Source organism: Nostoc sp. EspVER01 (assembly GCF_034530635.1).
In the GTDB taxonomy this organism is placed as follows: domain Bacteria; phylum Cyanobacteriota; class Cyanobacteriia; order Cyanobacteriales; family Nostocaceae; genus Nostoc.
Window position 1 is genome coordinate 20,858 of the sequence record NZ_JAVRCS010000044.1, and the last position, 25,408, is coordinate 46,265.

Here is a 25,408-nt window from a genome sequence, read left to right on the forward strand (position 1 = left end):
TCTAGAAGACTTTGCGCTAGCGAGGTAAAATATTTTACCTCGATTCACGCTGATCAGGTATGAAATATATCTACCATATATTTAATGTAAATTGAGCAAATTTTCTTGATCACACGCAAATTTAAAAATCCCACTCGTGTAACGTAAATTCTCAGAAAGTGTGAAAATCTCACCTCTACAAGCTAGGAGTGACAATTAGCTCAGGAGCAAAATTATACTTATAAAGACAATTTATATATAAATTTGTACGTAAATTAATAGTTGATTCATAAATCCTGAATTACATAGGGAAAAAAGCTATATTTCCAAATTAACCATTGATTATTCAGCAAAAACACAGAAATGAATTACCGAAATATTTTAACGTAGGCTAACGCTGACAAAAATTGAAGTAACTGTTGAAGACCCACGAATGAGGGGTTGAGTTTATTTATATGCTGAATGAAATTACTTAATTATTTAATATTGTAATCAATCAGAAAACAATATTTTTTTAAATCGATAATTTTGCCAAAAATCAGGCATCGGTTAAACCTTAATGTCAATTAAATAGACAGCTAACCAACTAATACCAATAAAAATTACTTAAACTAAAGATACAATTGTAAAGTTAATAAGTTGACCAGTTACAAGAGATAGAACACATGCTGGAATTATACCAATGGGAACTCTCTCAATACTCAGAGAAAGTGCGCCTAATTCTAGATTTCAAAGGACTAGATTACCGCAAAATAGAGGTTACACCTGGGATTGGACAGGTAGAACTGTTCCGGCTGACTGGTCAAAGACAAGTGCCTGTATTAAAGGATCGTAATAAATATATTGCGGATTCTACGGAAATAGCTAAGTATTTAGACTTAGAGTATCCCGATCGCCCCATAATACCGCAAGATCCTAAACAACGGGGTTTAACTTTATTAATAGAAGAATGGGCGGATGAGTCCATAGGCATCAAAGGTCGCAAAGCACTATTTGCAGCTGTAAGTCAAGACCAAAATTTCCGTAAATCTTTATTACCCACCTCAACACCAGATATATTTAAAAGTCTGGTTCAAGGAGTACCTAGTGACTTACTGTCAGTGTTGGGTTTTGGCGTAGGTTACAGCCCAGATGTGATACAGTCAGCGATCGCATCTTTAAAACAAGACTTGGAAGCCTTAACGTTATTATTGGCAGATAGTCCTTATTTAACAGGAGATGAGCCGACTTTAGCTGACTTAGCGGTGGCTGGCTTATCGATATTGCTCAAGTTCCCCTCTGGTCCCTATCTGGATTTACCAGCTTCTATTAGAGGTAAAGGATTGCCAATCTTTGCCGAGAATATAGATTATGAACCATTCTTCACCTGGCGCGATCGCCTTTATGCCCAATTCCGCAAACCGTTAATTAGTACCACTCCATCAACAGGAAGTGCGCCAACCTCGATTCAGATTGATTAGATAATTGGGCATGGGGAATTGGGCATAGGGCATAGGGGATGGAGAAGAAAAACAAATGACCAATACTTCGACTATGCGGTAGTTGAGCGCAGTCGAAACTCAGTACAAGTAACCAATGACCAATACTTCTCTACGAGAGGCTGCGCCAACGACTACGCTCAGTACAAGTGACCAATGACCAATGACAAATGACAAATGACAAATGACTAATCAGATGAATTCGGCACAGCCATTAGGTTCGGTCATTCAAGGTTCTTTAACTGAAGGTTTAGAAGTACGATTGCATCCTGACATTTCTGTAGAAGATATGCGGGTGGGTAAATTTCTTGTTGTGCAAGGGATGCGATCGCGTTTTTTTTGTATGCTGACAGATGTAGCATTGGGAGCTGCTAATGCCCGAATTATTGCTAATCCCCCCAGTTGGGAAGACACTTTTTTACGAGATGTTTTAGCCGGAAGTGGTACTTACGGTACTATCAACCTCGCGCCGATGTTGATGTTCACTCCCGAAGCGGAAGAATCTTTCTCCCCAACAAATGGCAAATCGGCCAATCCTTTCCTCCCATCGGTGACGGGTTTGGCTTCATTTGTGCCCCAAACCAGCACGACAATAGAATTGTTGCCTGTTAAAACTATTCCTAGTCACTTTAGTCAAGTTTACGAAGCCAGTGTTGACGATTTTCGCCGGGTATTTGGTTGGGAAGATGACCCCCAAAGGCGCAACTTTTCCATCGGCAAACCTTTGGATATGGATGTGCCAGTTTGTATCGATTTGAATCGCTTTGTAGAACGGAGTAATGGGGTTTTTGGGAAATCGGGTACTGGTAAATCTTTTCTAACGCGGTTACTTTTAGCTGGCGTTATCCGTAAAAATGCAGCAGTTAACTTGATTTTTGATATGCACTCCGAGTATGGCTGGGAAGCCGTTGCAGAAGGTAAGAACGTTAATACCGTTAAAGGCTTAAAGCAACTTTTTCCTAGTAAGGTAGAAGTTTACACCCTCGACCCGGAATCGACAAAGCGTCGGGGTGTGCGTGATGCCCAAGAACTTTATTTGAGCTATGAGCAAATAGAAGTTGAAGATATTAAGTTATGTAGCCGAGATTTAGGACTCTCTGACGCAGCCTTAGATAACGCCAATATTCTGTATAGCGAATTTGGCAAGTCTTGGATTGTCCAGTTGTTGAATATGACCAACGAAGAAATCGAGATGTTCTGCGACGAGAAGCGCGGACACAAAGGCTCGATTATGGCATTGCAGCGCAAACTCTTGCGGATGGATAGCTTGAAGTATATGCGAGCAGTTTGCCCCCAGAATTATATTAGTAAAATTGTGCAATGCCTGGAATCTGGGAAGAATGTTGTGATAGAATTTGGTTCCCAGTCTAATATGCTCTCTTATATGTTGGTGACAAACATGATCACCCGACGTATCCACGAGCATTACGTCAAAAAAGCAGACAAATTTCTGCAAAGCAAAAATCCTAGCGATCGCCCGACCCCATTGATGATTACCATTGAAGAGGCGCACCGTTTCCTTGACCCGGCTATCGTCCAAAGTACTATCTTTGGGACTATTGCCCGCGAACTGCGAAAGTATTTTGTCACACTTTTGGTAGTTGATCAACGTCCATCAGGCATAGATAATGAAGTTATGTCCCAAATTGGGACTCGTATTACTGCTTTGTTGAATGATGAAAAAGACATTGACGCGATTTTTACAGGTGTATCTGGTGGTAGCGGACTGCGATCGGTATTGGCAAAGCTAGACTCGAAGCAACAAGCCTTAATTTTGGGTCACGCCGTTCCCATGCCAGTAGTAGTACGTACCCGTCCTTACGACGCAACTTTTTACGCAGAAATTGGTGAGCCAGCCTGGGAAGAAAAACCTGACGCAGAAGTATTCGCCGCTGCGGAACTAGCCAAAGCTGATCTGGGATTTTAGATTGTCAGTTGTCCTTTGTCTTTTGCAAATGACCAATACTTCTCTACGAACGCGAACAGTGTTTCGGAGACAGACATTGCGCCCGAAGCGAAGCTATGCCGCAGGCTTTACGACTTACTTCGGTTCCGGCTCCATCGAGCGAAGTCGAGATGCTCGGCACGAGTCGCTCAGTACAAATGACCAATACTTCTCTACGAGAGGCTACGCCCGAAGCGAAGCTATGCCGCAGGCTTTACGACTACGCGGTAGTTGAATCTCGACTTCGCTCGATTACCGCGCAGTCGAAACTCTGTACAAGTGACCAATGACAAATGACCAATTCGTGACATCCCTCCATTGTCACAGCAAATTAAGTTCGGTTATCTGGCTAGTTTTTGGCAACAGAAGAGGGGTTTTTGGCGTCACTATAGATGTAGTCAGTAATTTCAAGGAAGTTTAAATTTTTTTCTATAACTGCTGCTTTTGATTTATAATGATAGGTTTTATCTAAAGATAGTTTACTATTTGCCTGATTTATCGTATCATAAGTTAAGTGGAACTCATACCGACTTCGGATTTACCGCTCGGTGTTAGTAACTGTCCAAGAGAAGAATTCTCAAAAATAACCAGCGTGCTTATAAAAGATTGAAAATTTAGGGAAGGTAGGGGAACCTATCATTGGGGGCTTACCGTCTTAACAACGGCTGTATCAATTAACTAATTGCTTTTGGTAGCTCCCGACATTTCGTGATAGATGTACTACTTTTTTCCCTCCATTTTAGTAATAAAACATACATTATCTTTACGAAGTAGAGGACATCGCACCAATGCCTACTGTCAATACCCAAACCGAAAATCTCAACACCAAATTCACGGCTGATATGGTGCGAACCTATCTGCGAGAAATTGGTCGTGTACCACTGCTAACCCGCGAACAAGAAATTGTCTTTGGGAAGCAAGTGCAACAAATGATGACGCTGATCGACGCCAAGGAAGCTTTGGCGAAGAAGTTGCAACGCGAACCGGATATTTCAGAGTGGGCCGATCACGTTAAACAATCGGAAACCGATGTGCAACAAACAGTAGCGCAAGGTAAGCGGGCAAAGCAAAAAATGATCGAAGCGAATTTACGCTTGGTTGTTGCTATTGCTAAAAAATATCAAAAGCGAAATATGGAGTTTCTGGATTTAATCCAGGAAGGAACACTGGGATTAGAGCGGGGTGTGGAGAAATTTGACCCAATGAGGGGTTATAAGTTCTCGACTTATGCTTACTGGTGGATTCGCCAAGCAATTACTCGGGCGATCGCTCAACAAGGACGTACCATCCGCTTACCGATTCACATTACCGAGAAGCTGAACAAAATCAAAAAAGTACAGCGCGAGTTGGCTCAAAGTTTGGGGCGATCGCCGACTCCAGCCGAAATTGCCAAAGCACTAGAACTAGAACCTGCTCAGATTCGCGAGTACCTGAATATGGCTCGTCAACCAGTCTCTTTGGATGTGCGAGTTGGTGAAAACCAGGATACTGAGTTGCAAGAAATGCTCGAAGATGATGGTCCATCACCAGAGTATTACACCAACCAGGAATTCTTACGCCAAGACTTGAACAATCTGCTAGCAGAACTAACCCCGCAACAGCGAGAAGTTGTAGCTTTACGCTTTGGTTTAGAAGATGGTAATGAAATGTCATTGGCGAAAGTCGGTGAGAGATTGAATCTCAGCCGCGAACGTGTCCGCCAGTTAGAGCATCAAGCTTTGGCTCATCTGCGTCGCCGTCGTGCCAATGTCAAAGAATACGTTGCTAGTTAAAACAAGAGACGCGGAACTTCGCGTCTCTACACCACCTTGGTGATGCGCTTCCTGAATTCAGGGGGCGATTTTTTTTTGCTGAAAACCAGGAAACGCAGTTAATCAGGTATTCGCTATCGGTTCGATACCTGCGCTATGCGTTTGTTGAGAAACAAAACCCAACATTTTGCAGGGTTTGTCGAATAACGTTTATGCTCCAACCTACGAATATTTTTAACTGAGCAGTTAATCAGAAATTTGGGAACGTATCCGAAAAACTATAGATTCAGAATGTAGACATAAGTGTTAGTTTTTTGCTCATTGTGGTTTAGGTCATTTGGAAAAACCTAACTCCCTTCCGACACAAAAAGGAGGAAAATTCAAAGTCTCTCCTTTGAGGAGAGAGAAATAGAAGAGAGGTTTTCCAGATACCGTGAAAAGTCAACTGTTATCAGTTCTACAATAATTTGAGGTAAATATCTTCAAATATTCCAGAGATAATAACAGGGTCAAAAGCTATGTTATTTTTCGATGTAACTAGCTATTTATTTTTTAAACCTACTTATCAGCAATTACTTTCTATCAAAGAAAAGTTAATTATATTTATCTAACAATGTAGTATGAGTCAGAAAATAGTTGAAAACATTAAAAATTCTTTTCAGCCCAACCTCAGAAACTTAGCTAAAAAATGGGCATTAGCCTCTAGGATGATCGTAAGTATCGTGGTTTTAGGTTACTTAGTGTTTATTCCATTTAAAGGAGTTGATAAAAACAGGAGATTAGAGACAACAGAAGTAGGACTTCTAACAATTATATTATTGTTAAACTCTTCAGTTCTTGAAAGAATAGAAAAATTTCAGTTTGGTAGCAATGGAGTAGAACTTAACCTAGTACATAGTAAAATCAAAGCTAATATAGAGGCTAATCAAAAGGAGTCAAAAGCTTTAGCCTTATTAGGAACTTTAATAGAAAATGATGAAAACCAAAGAAAGTTTTTTGACTCTTTGCTAGACGATGGAGAGCGAACAACTCTGGAAAACTTATTTAATGCTGAAAAAGATCAAAGACAGTTTCCATACAAAAAAGAACAATCCTGTGAGCAACGATTGAGACATTTACGAGTATTAGGCTTTATTGAATCTTTAACAAATTATCAAATTAACGAATTGCCTCCTCAAGGCAATTTAAGAGACTATTTTAAGCTTACTTGTACTGGAAAAATATCTTTGGCTTTAGGTTCTAGCAACATTGCTGCACAAGACATATTAAATCAATGTGGAAGTGACTGTCATTGCCGCAAAATTTTGACTCAGATTATAGAAAAACAAGGTCAATATGGGACAAAAATGAATAGCATTAATAATTGATATAAGTAGAAACCCTTGAGATTACAGATAAAACCCGCAGATGCGGGTTGCAAACCATTAATTTTTTGTATGAGCGGACGAAAGTAATGTGTAGCCACGATTTAGAATCCCCAGAGCTACATTCGTTTCAAATCTTGTAAAACTGCGGTGGCTGATTGATAGCGATCGCTAAAATGATAGCAAACCATTTTATCTAAAATTGCCGCTAATTCTTCGCTCACTTGCACTGTTTGTCGCCACATCACATTCCCCGTTTCTGGATGTGGGTAGAGTTCTTGCGGTGGTATCCCAGTTATGGCTTGAATAGCAATCATTCCTAAAGCATAAATGTCACTGCATAAACGGGGATGACCGGCAAATTGTTCTGGAGGTGCATAACCCCGCGTCCCGATGGCTACTGTGGCTAATTCTGTTTGCTCACTACTCGGCGGTTGCATCAATTTGACAGCACCAAAGTCAATCAATACCAAGCGATTATTCTGAGCGCATCTAATAATATTAGTCGGTTTGAGATCGCGATGAATCACTCGATGCTGATGAACAAATTCTAGGACTTCTAAAACTTGTTTGAGCATTTCCATCACAAATGATTCGTTTTGGACGTTTTGTACGGGTGGTAATTCTTCGCTTAGGGTATGTCCCTCAATATATTGTTGAATTAAATAAAATTCGTGGTTATCTTCAAAATAAGCAAGTAGTTCAGGAATCTGATGATGTTTACCCAAAGTTTCTAAAATTTCAGCTTCACTATGAAACAATCTGCGGGCGACTTGCAAAAATCGTGCATCTTGACGGGCTGGCATTAACTTTTTAACTACACAAGTAGGATTACCCGGTCGTTGAGTATCCTGTGCTAAATAAGTCCGACCAAATCCACCTGCACCGAGAGTTTGAGAGATTCTGTAGCGTCCACTCAAAAGCAAATCACCTGATTTTATTTCTAGCGAATCAACTGGGGGAGGAAAGTCAACAGACGAGTCGGGAATTGCTGTTTTATCTTCTAAGAGTACATTTAATTGGGCGATCGCTTCTTGTTGTTTTTCAACTTGCAGAATAATCACCTGAGTTTGCCGCTGATTTTGGTAGCTAGTATAAGTAATCACACAAATACTACTAATCACCAAAGCAAGAGCAGGAGGGATTAACGGCACCCATCCAGCTTGCAAAAACAAAGCAACGCAGATTACTACTAAGCTAAATAGAGTTATCGTTTCCACCACTAGCAAAAGCAGCGGATTTTGCCACCGCAATGCTAAAACACCACCTAATAACGACCAGCCCCACACCCAAATAAGTTCCACCCAGTTTGGCCAATACCAAATCAAGGGTCGCTTATCCAACACTGTACTGATGAGTTGACTTGCTATTTGTGCATGAATAAACACAGCAGGCATTCTGGCTGGTTGATCTGGCAAAGCGCTGTATGGTGTATAAAAGCCACCTGGAGGGATATTAGCCGCTGTAGTGCCAATAATTACCAAACGGTCTTTGAATAAACTGGGGTTGACTCGATCGCTAAGAACATCTGTGAGGGTTACTTGCTTGGCGAGGCTATTGGGGTGACGGTAATTTAATAATATTTGATAGCCCTGTGCATCCAAATGTTGGTAGCCACCAGAATTAGGTTGTAAACGCCCAAATAAGGTTTTACCTAATATAAAATCTCCTTTTTTAGTGAAATCGTATTCAATACCTTGTTTTTCTAGATAATTAATTGCAATTAATGCACCAAATGCAAATGATGTTGTACATTTCTTGTCTGTAGAGTTAGCAAATAATAAAGTACGGCGGAGAATTTGGTCGTTTTCATTATCAGCAACCACATCGCTAAACCCAACATTATCTATAGGGACATTCGGCGGCGGGGGAATTTCATCTCTATCCAAGCTGCTGAAAAAACACGTAGTGACAATGTTATCTTGATTTTGGAGATTAGCCGCCAAATTATTGTCTTCTGGTCGGAAAAGATATAAACCAACAATTCGCGGTTGATAAGACTCTATTTTCTTTAATAGCTGATTGATTCTCCGATCTGATAGAGGCCATTTCTCGCGTTTGAGATCCTTATCAGTAATTTTAACTAGCACAATCCGCCGATCGGGTGCTTCTGATGGACGCGATCGCAACATTTGGTCATAAACTCTTAACTCCCAAGGCTGTAACCATCTAAGTTCCCGAACTCCCCAGATAAAGGCGGTCACTCCTACACTGGTAACAAAAATAATTTGCAGCCAGCTTTTGCTCTTAGAAGTTTCACGGGAATCCTGAACTTTGACAAAAGGTACACGGAGTTTTTCTAATAGTCCACTAATCACGGCGTTGAGGCGGTAGCCTGAATTGGGTAGATGTTATAGGCGCAGAAGTCAATTTTGGGAATCTAGGTTAAAAGCTAATTAACCTAAAACTCCTATTAATGTAGCAATTTACTTATTAGTTAGAGACTTTGACGTATTCCTACTTTTAAAGCAAGCTTACGCCCAGCGTCAACCATAGAATCAGACAACCACTAACCATCTGTTTGAGATGTTTGAACGTCTTCAACAGGACTGCTAATTGGGAAAGAAATCGGATTAGTAGATGGAGTTAGTGAATCTAACTGAGGTTGTTCAAGTGATGCTTCAATGCTTGAATCTGTAAAATAGGAGCCAAAAATTTTATCATAGTTAGAAGCAACAGCTAAAAAAGCGCCACCCAAAATATAGATAGGTAATGGCAGATTAAATTCTTTCAACCAGTCAAACAGTTCCGCTAAGGCAAACAGCACCAAAAAGCAAGCAAGCCAAACCTTCATATTGTTATCCCCTGAATTTAAACAATTCTATTACTAGCTTAAATAGCTTGCATGATAGTTGATGTAATACATAATCACCAACTTACAAGAATGCAGAGGGGCAGATGGGAAAGACTTACTGCAACTTCTCCCCTGCTCCTCTGCTCCCCTGCCTTTTCTTGACAATCTCTATAACCTTAGATGGGTGCAGTTAGAGCCATAGCATCTGCTATATTGCATGAGAAAAATCAAAATATACTATTACAGCAAATGGGAGAACCTGGCGAGTCGCTTTTAGCCAAATACTTTTAAAATGACTGAGAACCTGAAAGCTCAAGAGGTTACTGATTTGCAGCAATATTTGAGCGAACAGCAAGTCGCGCTGCGCGATAGTGAAGCACGCTACCGTTCACTGGCAGAGGCCAGCGCATCCATTGTCTGGAGAGCAGCACCTTGGGGCAATGTTGTTGATAATATTCCAACTTGGCAGGGGTTCACAGGGCAAAGTCCCGAACAATATAAAGGATGGGGTTGGGTTGAGGCACTGCACCCAGAAGATCGTGCCTCAATGGTGGAAATTTGGCAACAGGCGTTTTCTACACGCAGTGTTGCAGTTGCCGAGTATCGTGTTCTACGGCATGACGGCGAATATCGTTATATGAATATACGCGGTGTGCCTATACTCGACGAAACAGGCGAAATCCGCGAATGGGTGGGAATGTGCGTCGATATTACCGAACGCAAGCAGGCTGAAGCCAAACTGCGCGACAGTGAGGCGTGTTTTCGGCTGCTGGCTGAAAATTCAACTGATATTATTTCCCGCCTTAGAGTAGATGGAATTATTCTGTACGTTTCACCAGCTTGCTACACGGTACTGGGATATCAACCAGAGGAATTAGTCGGTCATCCCAGCCATGAATTAGTTCACCCTGACGATTTGGTACAGATTGCGAAAAATTATCCAGTCAATGCTGATTTACCAGGTATTTATACCATTACTCACCGTGCGCGTCACCAAGAGGGACATTATATCTGGTTGGAAGCAACTGTTCGAGCTATCCGCGATCGCCAAACTCAAGAAATTTTAGAGATGCAAGCGTCTTCGCGAGATATTACTAAGCGCAAACAGGTGGAAGAGGAGCAGCGTTTCTTAGCTGAGGCTAGTGGGATTTTGGCCGCATCATTGGACTACGAGACAACCCTGGCAGGTTTGACGCGTTTAGCAGTACCGGAAATCGCTGATTGGTGCTTAGTTGATATTATTTGTGACAATCAATTAGTTCGCCGGCTTGCAGCAGCCCATGCCAATCCAGAGAAACAAGAATTGGTGGAACAGTTACAAAATTATCCCCCTGATTTGGCACAAACAGCAGGTGTTGCGAAGGTAATACGGACGGGCAAATCACAAATTATTCATTTGATTTCTGATGAACAGATCCAAGGGTTAAGCCACAACGCCAGTCACCGAAAAATCTTGCAAGAATTAAATCCGACATCTGGCATGAGTGTACCGCTGATCGTTCGGGGACGGGTGTTGGGAGCGATGACTTTAGTCTCTTCTTCAGGTCGTCGCTACAATACCAAAAGCCTAATGTTAGCTGAGGAGTTGGCTTGTCGTGCTGCCGTAGCCGTTGATAATGCCCGACTCTACAGAGAAGCCCAGCAATCTCAACAGGCGGCTTTACGCGCAGCATCTCGCACTACCCGTCTGCAAGCAATTACCGCTGCCCTTTCTGAATCTTTAACTCCGACACAAGTTGCTGAAGTAATTGTTGAGCAAAGTATGGCAGCATTGGGAGCTAGTTCTGTTTTTGTGGCACTACTGACTCAAAGCGGCACTGAATTAGAACTTGTCCGAACTAGTGGCGAACAACAAGAAATAATAGATTCCTGGCGTCGATTCTCGATTAATGCATCTGCACCACTGGCAGAAGCAGTAAGAACTAAGCAGCCTATTTGGCAAGAGCCAACCGAAACAAGGATTGCTCGTTACGCAAATCTGGCTCAGGAATACGCTCAGTCCAACTACGGCGCTTGGATTTCGATTCCATTAATCATCGAGGGACGAGCTATTGGTGGAATGTCTCTAGCTTTTACCGAAATTCAGCAGTTTAATCAAGACGATCGAGCCTTTATGCTGGCACTAGCACAGCAGTGCGCTCAAGCGATGGAACGTGCCCGTTTATACGAGGCAGAGCAAACCGCCCGGAAAGCAGCAGAAAACGCCAACCGGATTAAAGACGAGTTTCTGGCAGTACTTTCTCATGAATTGCGATCGCCACTCAACCCAATTTTAGGTTGGTCAAAGCTACTCCAAACCAAAAAACTTGATGAAAAGACAATTCCTCAAGCGTTGAAGACTATTGAGCGAAATGCGAAGTTACAGGCTCAACTGATTGAAGATTTACTGGATATCTCCCGGATTTTACAAGGTAAAATCAGCTTGAATATCTACCCAGTCGATCTGACATCTGTGATTTCGGCAGCAATGGAGACAGTGCGGCTATCGGCAGAAGCTAAGTCAATTGAGATGCACATCAGCCTGGAAGCAAATTTGGGACAAGTTTTGGGAGACTCCAACCGATTGCAGCAAATCGTTTGGAACCTGCTTTCAAATGCGATTAAGTTTACACCTGCGGGGAGACGGGTTGATATTCGACTATTATCATGTCCTAATTTCAACTCAGCACTGATTCAAGTCAGCGACACAGGTAAAGGCATCGACCCCAATTTTCTGCCTTACGTGTTTGAATATTTTCGTCAAGAGAACAGCAGCACCACCAGAAAATTTGGTGGATTGGGGTTAGGATTAGCGATCGTTCGTCACTTAGTCGAACTGCATGGCGGGACAGTCCAGGTAGAAAGTGGGGGCGAAGATCGGGGGGCAACTTTTACTGTGAGACTACCATTAATCCAAAATCAATTAGAGATTAAACAAGACAGTAGCAATTCTGAGCCATCCTCAAATTTGAATGGTGTCAAAATTTTAGTAGTGGATGATGATACAGATACGCGAGAATTTATTGTTTTCTTACTGGAGCAGTATGGGGCAAATGTAACAGCAGTCACATCAGCAAATGAAGCCCTAGCTACTTTAGCCCAATCCTTGCCAGATATACTTTTAAGCGATATTGGAATGCCAGAAGTGGATGGATGTATGTTCATCCGACAGTTGAGAACACTGCCACCAGAGCAGGGAGGAAAAATTCGAGCGATCGCACTTACCGCCTATGCTGGAGAAATGAACGCTCAACAGGTACTAAAAGCCGGATTTAACAAGCATATTCCCAAACCAGTAGAGCCAAGTGAGTTAGTAGATGCGATCGCTAACTTAATAGCTGAATAAACCTGCCTCTAGCTGTTCACCATTACTTGATACAGTTAAAACTAATTGTCAGTTTTAAATCATATCTGTCAGAATATTTGCGATCGCTTCTTCCTTTGAGCAACTGAAAGGATTGCCTTCAGCGTTAATTCAGTATCCTGTACTCTTATATCTAATGGTGATGCTGTCATGCTTCTAAAGTGCAGCATTTACAATCGCACCTGCGGAATGTGGGATAAAGTGCTATAAGTGACATTTATAATCCAAAAATTGTGTTGATAATGAAGTAGCGATCGCTTATTTAGCAAAAAAAATTGCTTGAAAAACCAATAGCATCAGGGCTTTTACGAATAATATTTACATATGTTAATATTGTTTGGTTTAGGTACGGATATTCAGTATGGTTCCCATAAAGACCGTTCTAAAAAATTCAGAGCAAGTCACTCGGTTGTTTTCTCATCTCGAATTTGATGGAAAAAAACTCAATCATCAACCGGGTAGTGTATTTGGAAGTACTGCATTGATTGCAGGAACTACCGTTGGGGCTGGGATTCTCGCTCTACCAGCCGTTACCCTACCATCGGGTATTGTGCCATCCACATCTGGACTAATTGCTGTTTGGCTCTACGCTTTAGTTTCGGGGTTATTGGTTGCAGAAGTTACCTTAAACACGATGCGAACAAAAGGGCTTTCAAGTATAGGTTTTTTGGGAGTTGTTGAGAATATCCTTGGTAAATTAGGAGCGCGAATTGCTGGCAGTGCATATTTATTCATGCACTATGCTCTGTTGGTGGCATACATCACCGAAGGCGGAGAGATTTTAGGAGCGGCGGCGGCAAAAATCTGGGGTATGCAGATATTGCCTACGTGGGTGGGCACAATGGCTTTCACGCTCTTATTTGGTGGCATTATGTATCTTGGGCGAGAAAAGTTTATTGAGAAATTAAACAGCGCCTTTGTTGGAATTGTCATTGTTTCCTTCTTAGGACTATTATTTCTGGGAGGAAGGCATATTCAGAATGCCCAACTATTATTTCAAAACTGGAGTGCCCTTGGTAGTGCCATTTCAGTGATGTCTGTGGCGCTGTTTTTCCAAAACGTTGTGCCATTGGTTGTGACGCAACTCGAAGGGGATGCCCGCAAAATTCGTCAGTCTATCTTTATTGGTTCTGTGATTCCTCTAATTATGTTCTTGGCGTGGAATGCCGTAATTTTAGGAAGCGTCAGTCCCGATATGCTACATAGCACATCTGGCAGTACAAGTGTTTTTGATCCACTACAAATTCTCCGAGGAGGTAGTGCGGGGCAATGGTTAGGAGTGCTAGTATCTATTTTTTCAGAGTTTGCGATCGTCACATCATTTATTGGATTTGTGTACGGATTGCTGGATTTATTCAAAGATATTTTCCTACCTGCACAGTGGCAACTTTCTAGCCGCTTACCCCTCTATTCCCTGGTTCTTTTCCCGCCAATGACTCTCGGAACGCTTAACCCCAGCATCTTTTTTACTGCCCTAGATTACACTGGAACATTTAGTATTTCAGTTTTAGGTGGAATTATTCCGGCGTTAATGAGTTGGAAGCAACGTCAAGAACAAGAAAACTCAGATAGCACAAATCAACCACTCGTTCCTGGCGGCAAGGTTACACTCATTGCGATTGCTGGAGTGGCATTAGCCATGATGGGAAGGCAAATTCTGTCAATTTACACAAAATAAAACCATCAATAACAATTATGTGCTACAAAAAACTATAGGTGTAGTACAAATATGCTAACCACAATCAAATGAGTGATTCTCGACTTGTCAAAATCAGCAAATATCTCAGCAAATATCTGCGACATACACCGGATGCCATTGGAATTAAACTTGCTCCCGGTGGTTGGGTTGCTGTTGATGAATTACTTACCGCTTGTGCTAAAAATCAGTTTCCGATTACCCGTCAGGAATTACAGGTGGTAGTTGAATTCAACGAGAAACAACGCTTTTCTTTTGATTCTACAGGTAATTTGATTCGTGCGAACCAAGGACATAGTGTAAAAGTCGATTTACAATTAGAAGCTGTTGTTCCTCCAGATGAGCTTTATCACGGCACGGGACGCAAATCTGTAGAGTTAATTCTGCAAACAGGACTTTGCAAAATGTTACGACATCATGTGCATTTATCAAAGGATATAGAAACAGCACAAACTGTTGGTGCTAGGCATGGAAAACCAGTAGTTTTTGCTGTAAATACTGCGGCAATGCATCAAGCAGGTTATATCTTCTATTGTTCTGCTAATGGTGTTTGGTTAGTTGATCGCGTGCCACCTGAGTATCTACAAATAATTTGAATTTTAACAAAATAGAATATTTAACCGATATTTGCCAAGAAGTTACATAATGCGGAAGTTGCAACAATTACTGCATATTGGAATTGAACTCAGATCAATAGACCTGCCTTGAAAATAAGGCAGGAGGCAGATCGCTTTTAGCGTCTCCCCTTCTCCCAAAGGGAGAGGCTAGCGCCAAGGGAGAAGGCAGGAGGCAGGAGGAAAAGACATTTTCATTGTTCCTTGTGAGCGCAGCTCATGAAGTCTCTTGCACAAATACAAGATTTGCCCACTCTACGGGATCTTGCTACATCCCCTTCTCCCATTTTTGGAGAAGGGGAGCTAATTTAAAAGTCCCTCTCCCAAAAATGGAAGAGGGATTTAGGGTGAGGGCTTTTAATTCATGCAAGAAGTCTAATGGAACCATAGCGCTTGTACTCCTAATACTGTATTCTCTGATAGATTAGCGTTTGCAAAAACAGGGATTAGCAGTAATTCCATTCCGGTTTACACCAGAAAAAGTAACTTTGTAGATTTGTCTATAAAATTACAAACTCTCTATAGTAAAAATACTATCAATCTCTTAGCCTACTCACCGAATGTAGGTTAAAAATCTCACCAAACAAGCATTTTAGACCTATCCAAACCCCAAGATGCCTTCTAAGCGAATCTTGTTTATCAGTAACGGCCACGGAGAGGACAACCATACCTCTCATGTTATTCAGACCCTGCGCCAATTGTGTCCTTCGATTGAGATGGCGGCAATGCCAATTGTGGGTGAAGGAAAAGCTTACCGCAGCTTGGACATTCCCATTATTGGGCCCACACAAATAATGCCCTCTGGCGGATTCTTTTACATGAAGCGCCTCTATATACTCAAAGATTTTCAATCGGGATTGATTGGGTTAACGTGGCGACAATTACAAGCGGTGTTGCAGTATGCTCCTAACTGCGATTTAATTATGTCTACTGGGGATTTTGTCTCCCAAACATTTGCTTACTTAACAAAACGTCCCTTCGTTTCGTTTATCTCTTGTCTTTCTGCCCTCTATGAAGGGCAATTGCGTATCAATCCACTGCTGTGGCACGACCTTAATTCTTCCCGATGTCTGGCAGTTTTTACTAGAGATTCCTATACAGCTTCCGATCTCCAACGGCAAGGTATAGCAAAGGCTAGGTTTGGTGGGATTCCGGCTTTAGATCGCGTTGTCCCCACAGGGAAAGACTTGTACCTGAAACCGGATATTCCTGCGATCGCAATCTTACCAGGATCGCGAATGCCGGAAGCCGCGCGAAATTTCAGTTTGCAGTTGCAACTGGTGATAGAAATCGCCAAGGTGATGCCTGAGTCAGGATTCCAGTTTCGCGCCGCCTTAGTACCAAATTTGATGGAGCAATTAGACGAAATTGCTAAAAGTCAAGGTTGGCAACTGAATCAAGGCATACTCAGCTATTTTCCTCCAGGAACTTCTGCTGAAGAATCACCGCTTGTAGAAGTGAGATGTTACTCAGATGCCTTCAGTGATATCTTGTATTACTCTACCCTCGTCATTGGCATGGCAGGGTTAGCAGTGGATTTAGCTGTAGCAATGGGGAAACCTATCATCCAGATTCCCGGAGAGGGCCCTCAATTTACCTATCAATTTGCAGAAGCGCAAACGCGGCTGTCGGGCATTTCTGCTCAAACCATCGGTACTAAGCCAGCAACCCCTGAGATTCTCAAGCAAGCAGCTAAACGAGTAGTTGAAACTTTAGAAGATTCAGACTACCTCGCTAAGTGCAAAGTAAATGGCCCTGAGCGATTTGGCCCACCCGGCGCATCTGAGAGAATTGCCCGCTTTCTACTAAACTCTCTAGGAGAAACTGAGTAGAAATTGCGTCAGAATTTAGGAGTCGGCACGGTTCGGTAACATGATGTGGTAGGCTAACGCCGTAATGCATCTCAATTCTGAATCCTGACTCCTAACTCCTACCTCTTAAGGGACTTCCAGAAAATAAATTATCCAATTTACTCAGATAATATTTTTCTTTCTCCCCCTGCCCCCTGCCCCCCGGTTACTGAGCTTGTCCTGAGCGTAGCCGAAGGGCGTAGTCGTTGGCGTGGTAACAGAGCGTAGTCGAAGTGCAGCCTCTCGTAGAGAAGTATGCTCCCCTGCCTAGACAGCGATGGGATATTTTTTTAGTTGGAAGTCCCTAACTCCTAACTCCTAACTCCTAACTCCTAACTCCTGAATTCTTACTTACCTATGAAAGTCCGCTCTAGTTACTGGCAACTGTTGCCTTATCTTTGGCCCCAATGGCCGCTGTTAATTCGGGGATTGGCTTGTATCTTAGGATTTGTGTTATTCACCCTAGCAGTGCCCTATTTAGCAGGTCAGGTCGCTTTTTATCTTGGCCAGGGAAATGTAAACCGGATTGCCTACTGGCTCGGACTAGCCACTTTAGTATTTTTGGTTCGAGGGCTTTGTCAATACGGGCAGAATGTCTTTATGATCGCTGCTGCCCTGAACATGGTTTTAAACTTGCGTAAGCGGGTTTATGCTCACCTGCACAAACTTGGATTAGATTACTTTGAAACCACACAGACGGGAGACTTGACTTATCGCCTGACTGAAGATATTGATCGCGTCGGCGAAATTGTGGACAAGTTATCCCATCAGTTTCTTTCCAATTTGTTGCAGTTAATTGCAATTCCCATTTACATGCTCTACCTGAATTGGCCGCTTACTCTTGCGGGTTTGATTTTAGCTCCTTTAATGGCTTGGTTAATCGGGGAATTTGGTCAACGATTACTCGTGCTATCTCGCCAAAGCCAAAATCAGGTTTCCAATTTGTCAGCGATGCTAACTGAAGTATTTAGCGGGATTCGCGTTGTTCAGGCTTTTGCAGCCCAAGAATATGAAGTGAAGCGATTCAATAAAGAAGCAGAAATCAATCGCCAAGCTAAGTATCGCGCTCTACAACTCAAATCCATTCAGTTTCCCGTTGTCGGTTTTTTGGAAGCAGTTAGTATTATACTGCTGTTTTTATTAGGAGGATGGCAGATTTCTCAGAATCAGCTGACAGCTCAAGGGTTTATCAGTTTCTTAGCTGCTGTGGCTATACTGATTCAGCCAATCGATATGCTGATTAGCAATTACAACGAGTACAAACAGACCGAAGCTTCTGTTGAACGCATCTTTGAACTGATGGCAAAGGAACCTAGTATCAGCGAAAAATCGAATGCTCAGGCAATGCCACGAGTTATGGGCAAGGTAGAGTATCGTCATGTCGATTTCGCTTACAATCCCGATCAGCCAGTGCTAAAGGATCTCTGCCTGAACGCTTCTCCTGGTGGTGTTATTGCCTTGGTTGGTTCTTCTGGAGCTGGTAAATCGACTTTAATCAACCTTTTACTTCGTTTTTATGACCCTCAGAGAGGTCAAATTCTGGTTGACGATCTTGATATCCGTGATGTCACACTCACTAGCTTGCGCCATCAAATTGGCATTGTTCCCCAAGACGTTACTCTTTTTTCGGGAACGATCGCAGAAAATATCGGTTACGGTCAAGAAGAATTAAATTTAGCAGCGATTCAGGAAGCGGCAAAGATTGCCAACGCTCACTCCTTTATCACCCAGTTTTCTCAGGGTTATCATACCTGGGTGGGAGAGCGTGGAGTTAACCTATCGGGAGGACAACGCCAAAGATTAGCTATTGCCAGAGCAGTTGCCAACGATCCGCGAATTCTCATCTTGGATGAGGCCACCTCTGCCCTCGATTCGGAATCAGAAGCACTAGTTCAAGAAGCACTAGAACGAGTGATGCAAAATCGTACCGTGTTTATTATCGCCCATCGCTTGAGCAGTGTTCGTCGGGCTGACTGCATTCTCGTCATCGAACAAGGAGAGGTGGTTGAAGCTGGTACTCACACTTCCCTCCTCTCTCAAGAAGGACGGTATGCCCGTTTTTACGCTCAACAGTTCTACTCTACAGATGAGTAATGAGTAATGAGTAATGAGTAATAAGTAATGGGTATTACTCATTACTCATTACTTCAAAATTAAAGACAGTTGGTGTCGGCGATTTATCGCGTCTCTCTAACTTTTTCAAATCAACACCCCAGCAATACAAGCGGTGATAAAACCCGCTAACAATCCGCCAATCATTGACCTTACACCCATACGAGCTAAGTCATGCTGGCGATTAGGTGCTATCCCCGCAATGCCGCCAATGGTAATGCCAATTGAACCGATATTTGCAAAATTACATAATGCGTAAGTTGTAATAATTACTGCCCGTTGAGAAATTTTTCCACTTTCAATTAGTGCCTTCAAATCCAAAAAAGCAATAAACTCATTCAAAATTGTTTTTGTACCCAATAAAGCCCCAACTTGCCGACAATCAGCCCAAGGTATGCCCATTAGCCACGCCACGGGAGCCATGAGAAAAGACAAAATCCACTGTAGTGAGAGTTGTTGTAAGCCCACAAATGCCCCCAACCATCCCAGCAATGCATTCAGGGCAGCTAATAATCCCAAAAAGGCGATAATCATCACCCCAACATTAACTGCTAGCTTCACGCCGTCAATTGCTCCGGTGGTAGCAGCATCAATTACATTTACATAATTGGTTTCTACATACGCTTTTGCTTTGCCAGCCGTCTCTGATACTTCTGTTTCTGGGTAAAGTAATTTTGATACCACCAACGATGTGGGAGCAGTCATAAAGAAAGCAGCAATCAGGTGTTCTGCTGGGATGCCAAAGGAAAGATATGCTCCTAGTACTCCCGCTGCAATTGTGGCAAAACCACCCGTCATCACGGCATGGAGTTCCGATTGCGTCATATTCGCTATATAAGGTTTAACCATCAGCGCCGATTCTGTTGGCCCCAAAAAGATGTTACCTGCACAGGATAAAGATTCAGAACCCGATGTTTTCATCGTCTTCATCATTACCCACGCCATCACGTTTACAACTCGCTGTAAAATGCCGTAGTAATACAACACACTGATGAAGGCAGAGAAAAAGATAATTGTCGGCAGCACTTGGAAAGCAAAGAAATGATCCTTAAAATTTTCTCCAAAGACAAATTTTGCACCAACATCAGAAAATGCTAAAAATTGACCGACAATATCTCCCAGAGATTTAAACAGATTTAAACCCCAAGCAGTTTTAAGAATCACTAATGCAAACACAAACTCCAATCCCAAACCCCATGCCACTATTCGCCAACGCACCGCACGACGATTAACAGAAAAGGCGTAGGATATACCGATAAAAACTAAGATTCCCAATGCAGAGATGGCGCGTTCCATGATTACTCCTGAAAAGGTATTGTTAAGGCACTTAGTCACAGAGCATACACAAAATCTGCCTTTTTTTGGGGTTTTGTAGTCAATTACTAGAGTTTTGATGCTGTAAATAAGAATTTAGCGATGTCTACGACGGGTGGTTCCTGAGCGCAGCCGAAGGGCTACGCCTACGCACATTCATATCTTGTTACAAAATTGCCTGCCCAAACCTTAAGCACATTTATATTAATAGGAACAATCAATGTAAACAGGAAAAAATTAACCTTGGAGGGAAAAGAGAACTATTGATTAATTTGCCAACAAAGTGTCAGTGTTCAAAACCAGACAGTGGATGCTGGCGCACCCAAGCAGCAAGGCGTTCAGCATCAGACAAAGTAAAAGTGGCACTATCGGTGGATGTGGGCGTTGAAAAAGCCAGGTAGTAATAGCTTACTTTTGCCATCTATCACAGTGCCAATTACTTGTAGATTGGGGAAAATGACTACGGTTGCACCATTGACGATCTATATATCTACCTTTGGATAATCATCACTGACGGCAATCAAAACATTCTAGATAGTGAAATTTACCATATTTAACCTTAATTAAGTAATTGTATTTTGACTTGAATTTCAAGTTACAAAATAGAAAATGGTGTTGGGTACTGGAATTTTATGAATCTACCATTACGGACATTGGGAGTTGCGCCAAATGCCTGGACAGTGAATGATGCGATCGCAGATATCACTCGCCCATCAAAGACCCCACAACCCGTTATCTTATCAACAGAAACTAAAACCCTGCGCCTAGACTTGGCAAAGACTGCTATCCTCGTCATTGATATGCAAAACGACTTCTGTCACCCTGATGGCTGGTTAGCGCATATCGGTGTGGACGTAACTCCGGCGCGTCAGCCTATTAAACCTTTGAACAACTTACTTCCCGAACTGCGTGAGGTTGGTGTTCCAGTCATTTGGGTAAATTGGGGAAATCGTCCCGACTTGCTCAATATTAGTGCTAGTTCGCGCCACGTCTATAATCCCACAGGGGAAGGTGTGGGTTTGGGCGATCCACTACCAAGCAATGGTGCTAGAGTACTCATGGCAGGTAGTTGGGCCGCGGCAGTAGTAGATGAGCTAGAACAGATACCCGAAGATATTCGTGTGGATAAATACCGCATGAGTGGGTTTTGGGATACACCATTAGATAGTATCTTGCGGAATTTGGGAAGGACAACATTATTTTTTGCTGGTGTTAATGCCGATCAATGTGTGCTAACTACCTTATGTGATGCCAACTTCTTAGGATATGACTGCGTGTTGGTTAAAGATTGCACCGCCACAACTTCTCCTGAATATTGTTGGCTGGCGACATTGTATAATGTCAAACAATGCTTCGGTTTTGTCACTGACTCGCAAGAGATTTTAACAGCGCTGCAAAATGGTGAGGAGTGAATCAATTTTGGATTTTAGATTTTAGATTGATCCCATGCATGAATGCTCTTTCTTTGAGCAAAAATTTTAGATTTTAGATTTGTTCTCGCGTTTCAATTCGCTTTCTCTGGGATAATTTTAAATTTTGAATTATTCAATCCAAAATTTACAATCTAAAATCTAAAATTATGTGATTTAAGACTCAAATTTTAAGAATTTTCATGCCCATCGATAACTCAGAGGGGATAAATAAATGTACGCTACTCGTTGTGTAATTCCGGTTATCAAATCTAGCAAAGATTACCAAGTATATCGCATCAGTCCCGACGCCTCTAATCGATTAGCAATTATCTTCGATTCGACGAATGCTAATACTTCTTTGACTTGCTGCATAGAAATTTTTGATGTTGGTGGGCAAACACCCCCAAATCGCCATCAGTGGGCGGTGGAAATGTTTTTTGTTCTCAAAGGAGAAGCGATCGCTATATGTGATGGCAAGAGTGCCACGATCAAAGCTGGAGATAGTTTATTAGTGCCTCCCACTGGTACTCATTTGATTAAAAATACTGGTTCTACTCGCTTGTACACGTTGACTGTGATGATTCCCAATGAAGACTTTTCGGAATTGATTCGCAGTGGGATTCCGGCGGAGTTAGATGAAGAAGATATGGCAGTAATAGGGAGATTTGATGCTTTGATGCCTTGTTAAAGATATTTAAAACCTCTGTTCTATTTCTCTCTCTTACAAAGCTACGGTGTACGCACAAGTTTTGCCGTAGCTGTATCTTTATTAATAAATGAAATCTCACATTGCGCTTCTATCTTGCCTCGCCTCTGCCTTTCCTGCTCAAGAATAGCCTGCCTTAACGTGAGTTCGATGAACCTCTCCCGGACAACCTCCCTCTCCCACGGGGAAAGGGAGGAGCAACGAGAAATTAGGGTTTTCTCCCCTCTCCGTGTCGGCTACAGTGTACACACATCTCTAAAAATCCTACCCACCCAATATTTCTGTTCAAGTGAAAGTCCTACACTGAGGAAATATCCCGCCCGGAACTTTAGTTCCGGGCTGATAAGCTAAAGTCCTCTAAAAGAGGACTAAACAAGAAATTTAGTTTATCGCTCTTCCATCAGTCTTGGGAAAAGTACTCGCTGCAAGGCTTACGAGACTTCGGTTTTCAGGTTTTAGCTAGATTTTTGAATTTCTATTAAAAAATAAAGCCTCAAACCTTGATTGGGTGATAGTTTTAGTTTTCTGCTTCGATTATTGTTTGATGAGAGTGATGGAAGAGCGTTATATCATGTCCGCTTAATTACTTACTAAACCCCAAGAACCCCACCCCGCCAAAGCTGCGCTTTGTCTCCCCTCCCCGCTTGCGGGGAGGGGCTGGGGGTGGGGTGCAATGACTGTGGTTAGCATAACTAATTATGCGGACATGATATTAGTCCTCTTTTAGAGGACTTTCGTTATGAGACTTGGAATTTATTCCGAGGCGGGATAGATACACTGCACCAACACTTGTGTGTACACCGTAGCTCCGTGTGCAACAGGGGTTGGGGGAGAGGTCAAAAAAGGGCTTGTCGAACTGACGTTGCCTTAACAGATAAATTTCTTTAACCCAATCGTATTGCACTATCTAGTCCGCAATAACTGCACAAAGGTATTACTCACCGTATTGTCTTTGGTGTCGGCGGCGTATTGAATCAATTCTTCTCGCAGTTTTTTGGCTGCATCTATCTCAAGTAAGGTTGCTAGCAAGAAATAAACGCCACGAAAACGCGGATCGCCCATTCTATCAACTAATAGTCCTTCGGCGGCATCAGTTTCGCCGAGAAAGTTTTGCACTAAGAAGAAATCCATGATTTTATCGTGGCGGAAGTACCATTCTTTCTTGGCTTCGCCTTTTTCATCTTGCCACTGACGGCTGACTACCATTTTGTATTTCTCGTCTGACAAAGACATGGCGACTTGGTGAAATTCATCGGCGGGTAAGGCTTGTTTGTCATTGAGTCGCATTTCGTAGACGGCGGCGGAGAATTTCTTTAAGGGAAATTCTTGATTCCATTCTTTGAGGTATTCTGCCGCCATTAAATTGTATTGCTGTTGTTGCAGGCGAAATAAGTTTGGGTGTTTGCCTTGTGATAACATCAGCGCTACCACTGTTAGATCCATTGGATTGGAAAGAATTCGGCGGATAGCATCTAACTCTTCTTTGGCTTGTTTCTCTTGGAAGACTTCTATTAAATAATCGGTGCAGGCTTTGGCGTAATCAGCACCTTGAATTTTGGCATCTTGGGGGAGTCGCGGCTGACGGGATATCAAAAACTCTTGAATTTGTTGTTGCTCAAGGGGCTGCAATTTATATATCTTGGCTGTTGAAGGTGGTGTCCACTCTAGGGGCTGGGTTGTCATAATAATGTTGCCCCGGAAATAGCTTTCGACAAACTGGCAGATTTTGGCGCGTGTTTCCGCGGTGACTTCGTTGAGTCCGTCGATGCAGATATCTATTGCACCACTGTAAATCAGGTTTTTTAAGAAGCCGGCATCTTGGGCTTGGCCGTGTAGCTTGTCTTGGATGGCTTCAATTACGCCTTTATGACATTTCTGGGCGGGGAGATAAACGACAATGCGCTCTTGATTTTTCAACAGATGGCGGAGAAACATCGACTTGCCTAAGCCGGAATCTCCTTCTAAAATAATTTGTCCTTGAATACTGGGTAGGGCTGCGGTAATTGGCTGGATGTCTCCTGAAGTGGGAACTTTGACTTTAGATTCTGGGAAGTATGATTGGTCAGAAAAATTATCTAAGCCGGCATCGGCTAATAGGGAAGGTTTGAAGGGTTCAAATAATTTGCGGCGGAAGGGGGGAAACCAGGTGAGGAGAAAGCCGACATAGCCGACGCCTAAGATTCGGCGTACCCAAGGGTTCCAGAAGAAGATGGCTTGGACTTGGGGGAATTTCGGGTAGGCAAAGATCAGGGCTAGCCAAAAGACAGCGTGAATCAGGATGGTCTTTCCAGAACGGACAAACCACTGCCGCACCTCCAGTTTATCTATTGCTGACTGCACTGCATCAGCATTGGTGGAGTTGACTTTTGTGAGGTTGCTGTGGTGAGTTTGCAGTAAACCAATATCCTGTAATTTCCAAGAAACATTTTTCTTGGCGGCTACTTCCGAAATTTGCTTGGCTAAGTCGTTGCGTAAGCGTTCTAGTCCTTGGCTGTTATTCCAAGTTTGCAGAAATAGATTGAGAGTTTTGACACCTTCATCATGTGAGAGTTTGTCAGGAGGTGCTTGATGAGAGCCGAGCCATTTCAATAAAGTTTTCACTTCCTCAGTGCCACCGCCCAGGAAATAGGTTAGAAAACGCCAATATAAGTATTCTGAATTACCAGGCTCATAAATATTATTCAGAATTACAACAACCTCATTTAACTCCAATTTTCTGATATTCGCTAATGCCTCTGCCGCACTGCGACGAACATATGAGTCAACCTTTTCATCTTTGAGGAATTTGAGGATTTCAGGGATGTATTGAGCCGCCGCCTGCCCGAAGTTGCTCAATGCCTCTGCCGCACTGCGACGAACACTTGAGTCAACCTTTTCATCCTTGAGGATTTTGGCGATTTCAGGGATGTATTGAGCCGCCGCCTGCCCGAAGTTGCTCAATGCCTCTGCCGCACTGCGACGAACACTTGAGTCAACCTTTTCATCCTTGAGGATTTTGGCGATTTCAGGGATGTATTGAGCCGCCGCCTGCCCGAAGTTGCTCAATGCCT

17 protein-coding genes are annotated in these 25,408 nt (G+C 42.7%); 12 read left to right on the forward strand and 5 right to left on the reverse strand.

Features of this window, described 5'->3' with window-relative positions:
• Positions 1 to 644: 644 nt before the first annotated feature.
• The 5 genes from RMX69_RS25520 (at position 645) to RMX69_RS25540 (ending at position 6,520) form a co-directional block, all read left to right on the forward strand.
• Entirely contained in the window at positions 645 to 1,439 is a 795-nt protein-coding gene (locus RMX69_RS25520) for a glutathione S-transferase family protein (protein WP_322639106.1), read from the forward strand.
• 214 nt (positions 1,440 to 1,653) lie between these two features.
• Positions 1,654 to 3,384: an ATP-binding protein gene (locus RMX69_RS25525; RefSeq protein WP_322639119.1), complete on the forward strand. Its 1,731-nt coding sequence runs from the start codon at positions 1,654 to 1,656 to the stop codon at positions 3,382 to 3,384.
• Positions 3,385 to 3,412: 28 nt separating this feature from the next.
• Positions 3,413 to 3,637, forward strand: coding sequence for a hypothetical protein (locus tag RMX69_RS25530; RefSeq protein WP_289798788.1), 225 nt, complete (start codon positions 3,413 to 3,415; stop codon positions 3,635 to 3,637).
• 553 nt (positions 3,638 to 4,190) lie between these two features.
• Entirely contained in the window at positions 4,191 to 5,174 is a 984-nt protein-coding gene (locus RMX69_RS25535; RefSeq protein ID WP_322639107.1) for an RNA polymerase sigma factor, RpoD/SigA family, read from the forward strand.
• A 599-nt stretch (positions 5,175 to 5,773) separates the two neighbouring features.
• Positions 5,774 to 6,520 carry a hypothetical protein gene (locus RMX69_RS25540; RefSeq protein WP_289798789.1) on the forward strand — a complete coding sequence of 249 codons (747 nt, stop codon included), beginning with the start codon at positions 5,774 to 5,776 and terminating at the stop codon, positions 6,518 to 6,520.
• Positions 6,521 to 6,636: 116 nt separating this feature from the next.
• Here the strand turns inward: RMX69_RS25540 and RMX69_RS25545 are convergent, their stop codons facing one another.
• Both RMX69_RS25545 and RMX69_RS25550 read right to left on the reverse strand, forming a co-directional pair.
• Positions 6,637 to 8,835, reverse strand: coding sequence for a CHASE2 domain-containing serine/threonine-protein kinase (locus tag RMX69_RS25545; RefSeq protein WP_322639108.1), 2,199 nt, complete (start codon positions 8,833 to 8,835; stop codon positions 6,637 to 6,639).
• 191 nt (positions 8,836 to 9,026) lie between these two features.
• Entirely contained in the window at positions 9,027 to 9,311 is a 285-nt protein-coding gene (locus RMX69_RS25550; protein ID WP_322639109.1) for a hypothetical protein, read from the reverse strand.
• A 292-nt stretch (positions 9,312 to 9,603) separates the two neighbouring features.
• Between RMX69_RS25550 and RMX69_RS25555 the strand changes: the two genes are divergently transcribed.
• From RMX69_RS25555 to RMX69_RS25575, 5 genes are all read left to right on the forward strand, one after another.
• Positions 9,604 to 12,636 carry a PAS domain S-box protein gene (locus tag RMX69_RS25555; RefSeq protein WP_322639110.1) on the forward strand — a complete coding sequence of 1,011 codons (3,033 nt, stop codon included), beginning with the start codon at positions 9,604 to 9,606 and terminating at the stop codon, positions 12,634 to 12,636.
• A gap of 379 nt (positions 12,637 to 13,015) precedes the next feature.
• Complete coding sequence (locus RMX69_RS25560; protein ID WP_322639111.1) at positions 13,016 to 14,332, forward strand: amino acid permease; 1,317 nt, start codon at positions 13,016 to 13,018, stop codon at positions 14,330 to 14,332.
• Between the two features lie 68 nt (positions 14,333 to 14,400).
• Positions 14,401 to 14,946, forward strand: coding sequence for an RNA 2'-phosphotransferase (locus RMX69_RS25565; protein ID WP_322639112.1), 546 nt, complete (start codon positions 14,401 to 14,403; stop codon positions 14,944 to 14,946).
• A 632-nt stretch (positions 14,947 to 15,578) separates the two neighbouring features.
• Positions 15,579 to 16,796, forward strand: a complete 1,218-nt coding sequence (locus RMX69_RS25570) for a lipid-A-disaccharide synthase-related protein (protein ID WP_289798794.1) — start codon at positions 15,579 to 15,581, stop codon at positions 16,794 to 16,796.
• Positions 16,797 to 17,171: 375 nt separating this feature from the next.
• Positions 17,172 to 18,908 (forward strand): ABC transporter ATP-binding protein, encoded by a 1,737-nt coding sequence (locus RMX69_RS25575; protein ID WP_322639113.1) that lies wholly within the window; start codon positions 17,172 to 17,174, stop codon positions 18,906 to 18,908.
• Between the two features lie 105 nt (positions 18,909 to 19,013).
• On the opposite strand, the gene RMX69_RS25580 is transcribed toward RMX69_RS25575, so the two are convergent.
• Together RMX69_RS25580 and RMX69_RS25585 are read right to left on the reverse strand one after the other, a co-directional pair.
• A complete protein-coding gene (locus RMX69_RS25580; protein WP_289798795.1) occupies positions 19,014 to 20,222 on the reverse strand; it encodes a NupC/NupG family nucleoside CNT transporter in 1,209 nt (402 codons plus the stop codon).
• A gap of 304 nt (positions 20,223 to 20,526) precedes the next feature.
• Entirely contained in the window at positions 20,527 to 20,661 is a 135-nt protein-coding gene (locus RMX69_RS25585) for a hypothetical protein (protein ID WP_289798796.1), read from the reverse strand.
• Positions 20,662 to 20,872: 211 nt separating this feature from the next.
• Between RMX69_RS25585 and RMX69_RS25590 the strand changes: the two genes are divergently transcribed.
• Together RMX69_RS25590 and RMX69_RS25595 are read left to right on the forward strand one after the other, a co-directional pair.
• Positions 20,873 to 21,652 (forward strand): cysteine hydrolase family protein, encoded by a 780-nt coding sequence (locus tag RMX69_RS25590; RefSeq protein ID WP_289798797.1) that lies wholly within the window; start codon positions 20,873 to 20,875, stop codon positions 21,650 to 21,652.
• A 232-nt stretch (positions 21,653 to 21,884) separates the two neighbouring features.
• On the forward strand, positions 21,885 to 22,340 hold the full coding sequence (locus tag RMX69_RS25595; protein ID WP_194042486.1) for a cupin domain-containing protein: 456 nt from the start codon (positions 21,885 to 21,887) through the stop codon (positions 22,338 to 22,340).
• A 921-nt stretch (positions 22,341 to 23,261) separates the two neighbouring features.
• Here RMX69_RS25595 and RMX69_RS25600 read toward each other — a convergent pair.
• On the reverse strand, positions 23,262 to 25,408 hold a 2,147-nt coding region (locus RMX69_RS25600; protein WP_322639114.1), incomplete at its 5' end, for a HEAT repeat domain-containing protein.

What these genes read in the sequence shown, in the direction of transcription:
- RMX69_RS25540 (WP_289798789.1), top strand. Translation starts at nt 5,774, where the DNA reads ATGAGTCAGAAAATAGTTGAAAACATTAAAAATTCTTTTCAGCCCAAC.
- RMX69_RS25530 (WP_289798788.1), top strand. Translation starts at nt 3,413, where the DNA reads ATGACCAATACTTCTCTACGAACGCGAACAGTGTTTCGGAGACAGACA.
- RMX69_RS25565 (WP_322639112.1), top strand. Translation starts at nt 14,401, where the DNA reads ATGAGTGATTCTCGACTTGTCAAAATCAGCAAATATCTCAGCAAATAT.
- RMX69_RS25570 (WP_289798794.1), top strand. Translation starts at nt 15,579, where the DNA reads ATGCCTTCTAAGCGAATCTTGTTTATCAGTAACGGCCACGGAGAGGAC.
- RMX69_RS25550 (WP_322639109.1), bottom strand. Translation starts at nt 9,311, where the DNA reads ATGAAGGTTTGGCTTGCTTGCTTTTTGGTGCTGTTTGCCTTAGCGGAA.
- RMX69_RS25555 (WP_322639110.1), top strand. Translation starts at nt 9,604, where the DNA reads ATGACTGAGAACCTGAAAGCTCAAGAGGTTACTGATTTGCAGCAATAT.
- RMX69_RS25575 (WP_322639113.1), top strand. Translation starts at nt 17,172, where the DNA reads ATGAAAGTCCGCTCTAGTTACTGGCAACTGTTGCCTTATCTTTGGCCC.
- RMX69_RS25560 (WP_322639111.1), top strand. Translation starts at nt 13,016, where the DNA reads ATGGTTCCCATAAAGACCGTTCTAAAAAATTCAGAGCAAGTCACTCGG.
- RMX69_RS25525 (WP_322639119.1), top strand. Translation starts at nt 1,654, where the DNA reads ATGAATTCGGCACAGCCATTAGGTTCGGTCATTCAAGGTTCTTTAACT.
- RMX69_RS25520 (WP_322639106.1), top strand. Translation starts at nt 645, where the DNA reads ATGCTGGAATTATACCAATGGGAACTCTCTCAATACTCAGAGAAAGTG.
- RMX69_RS25535 (WP_322639107.1), top strand. Translation starts at nt 4,191, where the DNA reads ATGCCTACTGTCAATACCCAAACCGAAAATCTCAACACCAAATTCACG.
- RMX69_RS25580 (WP_289798795.1), bottom strand. Translation starts at nt 20,222, where the DNA reads ATGGAACGCGCCATCTCTGCATTGGGAATCTTAGTTTTTATCGGTATA.
- RMX69_RS25585 (WP_289798796.1), bottom strand. Translation starts at nt 20,661, where the DNA reads ATGGCAAAAGTAAGCTATTACTACCTGGCTTTTTCAACGCCCACATCC.
- RMX69_RS25595 (WP_194042486.1), top strand. Translation starts at nt 21,885, where the DNA reads ATGTACGCTACTCGTTGTGTAATTCCGGTTATCAAATCTAGCAAAGAT.
- RMX69_RS25590 (WP_289798797.1), top strand. Translation starts at nt 20,873, where the DNA reads ATGAATCTACCATTACGGACATTGGGAGTTGCGCCAAATGCCTGGACA.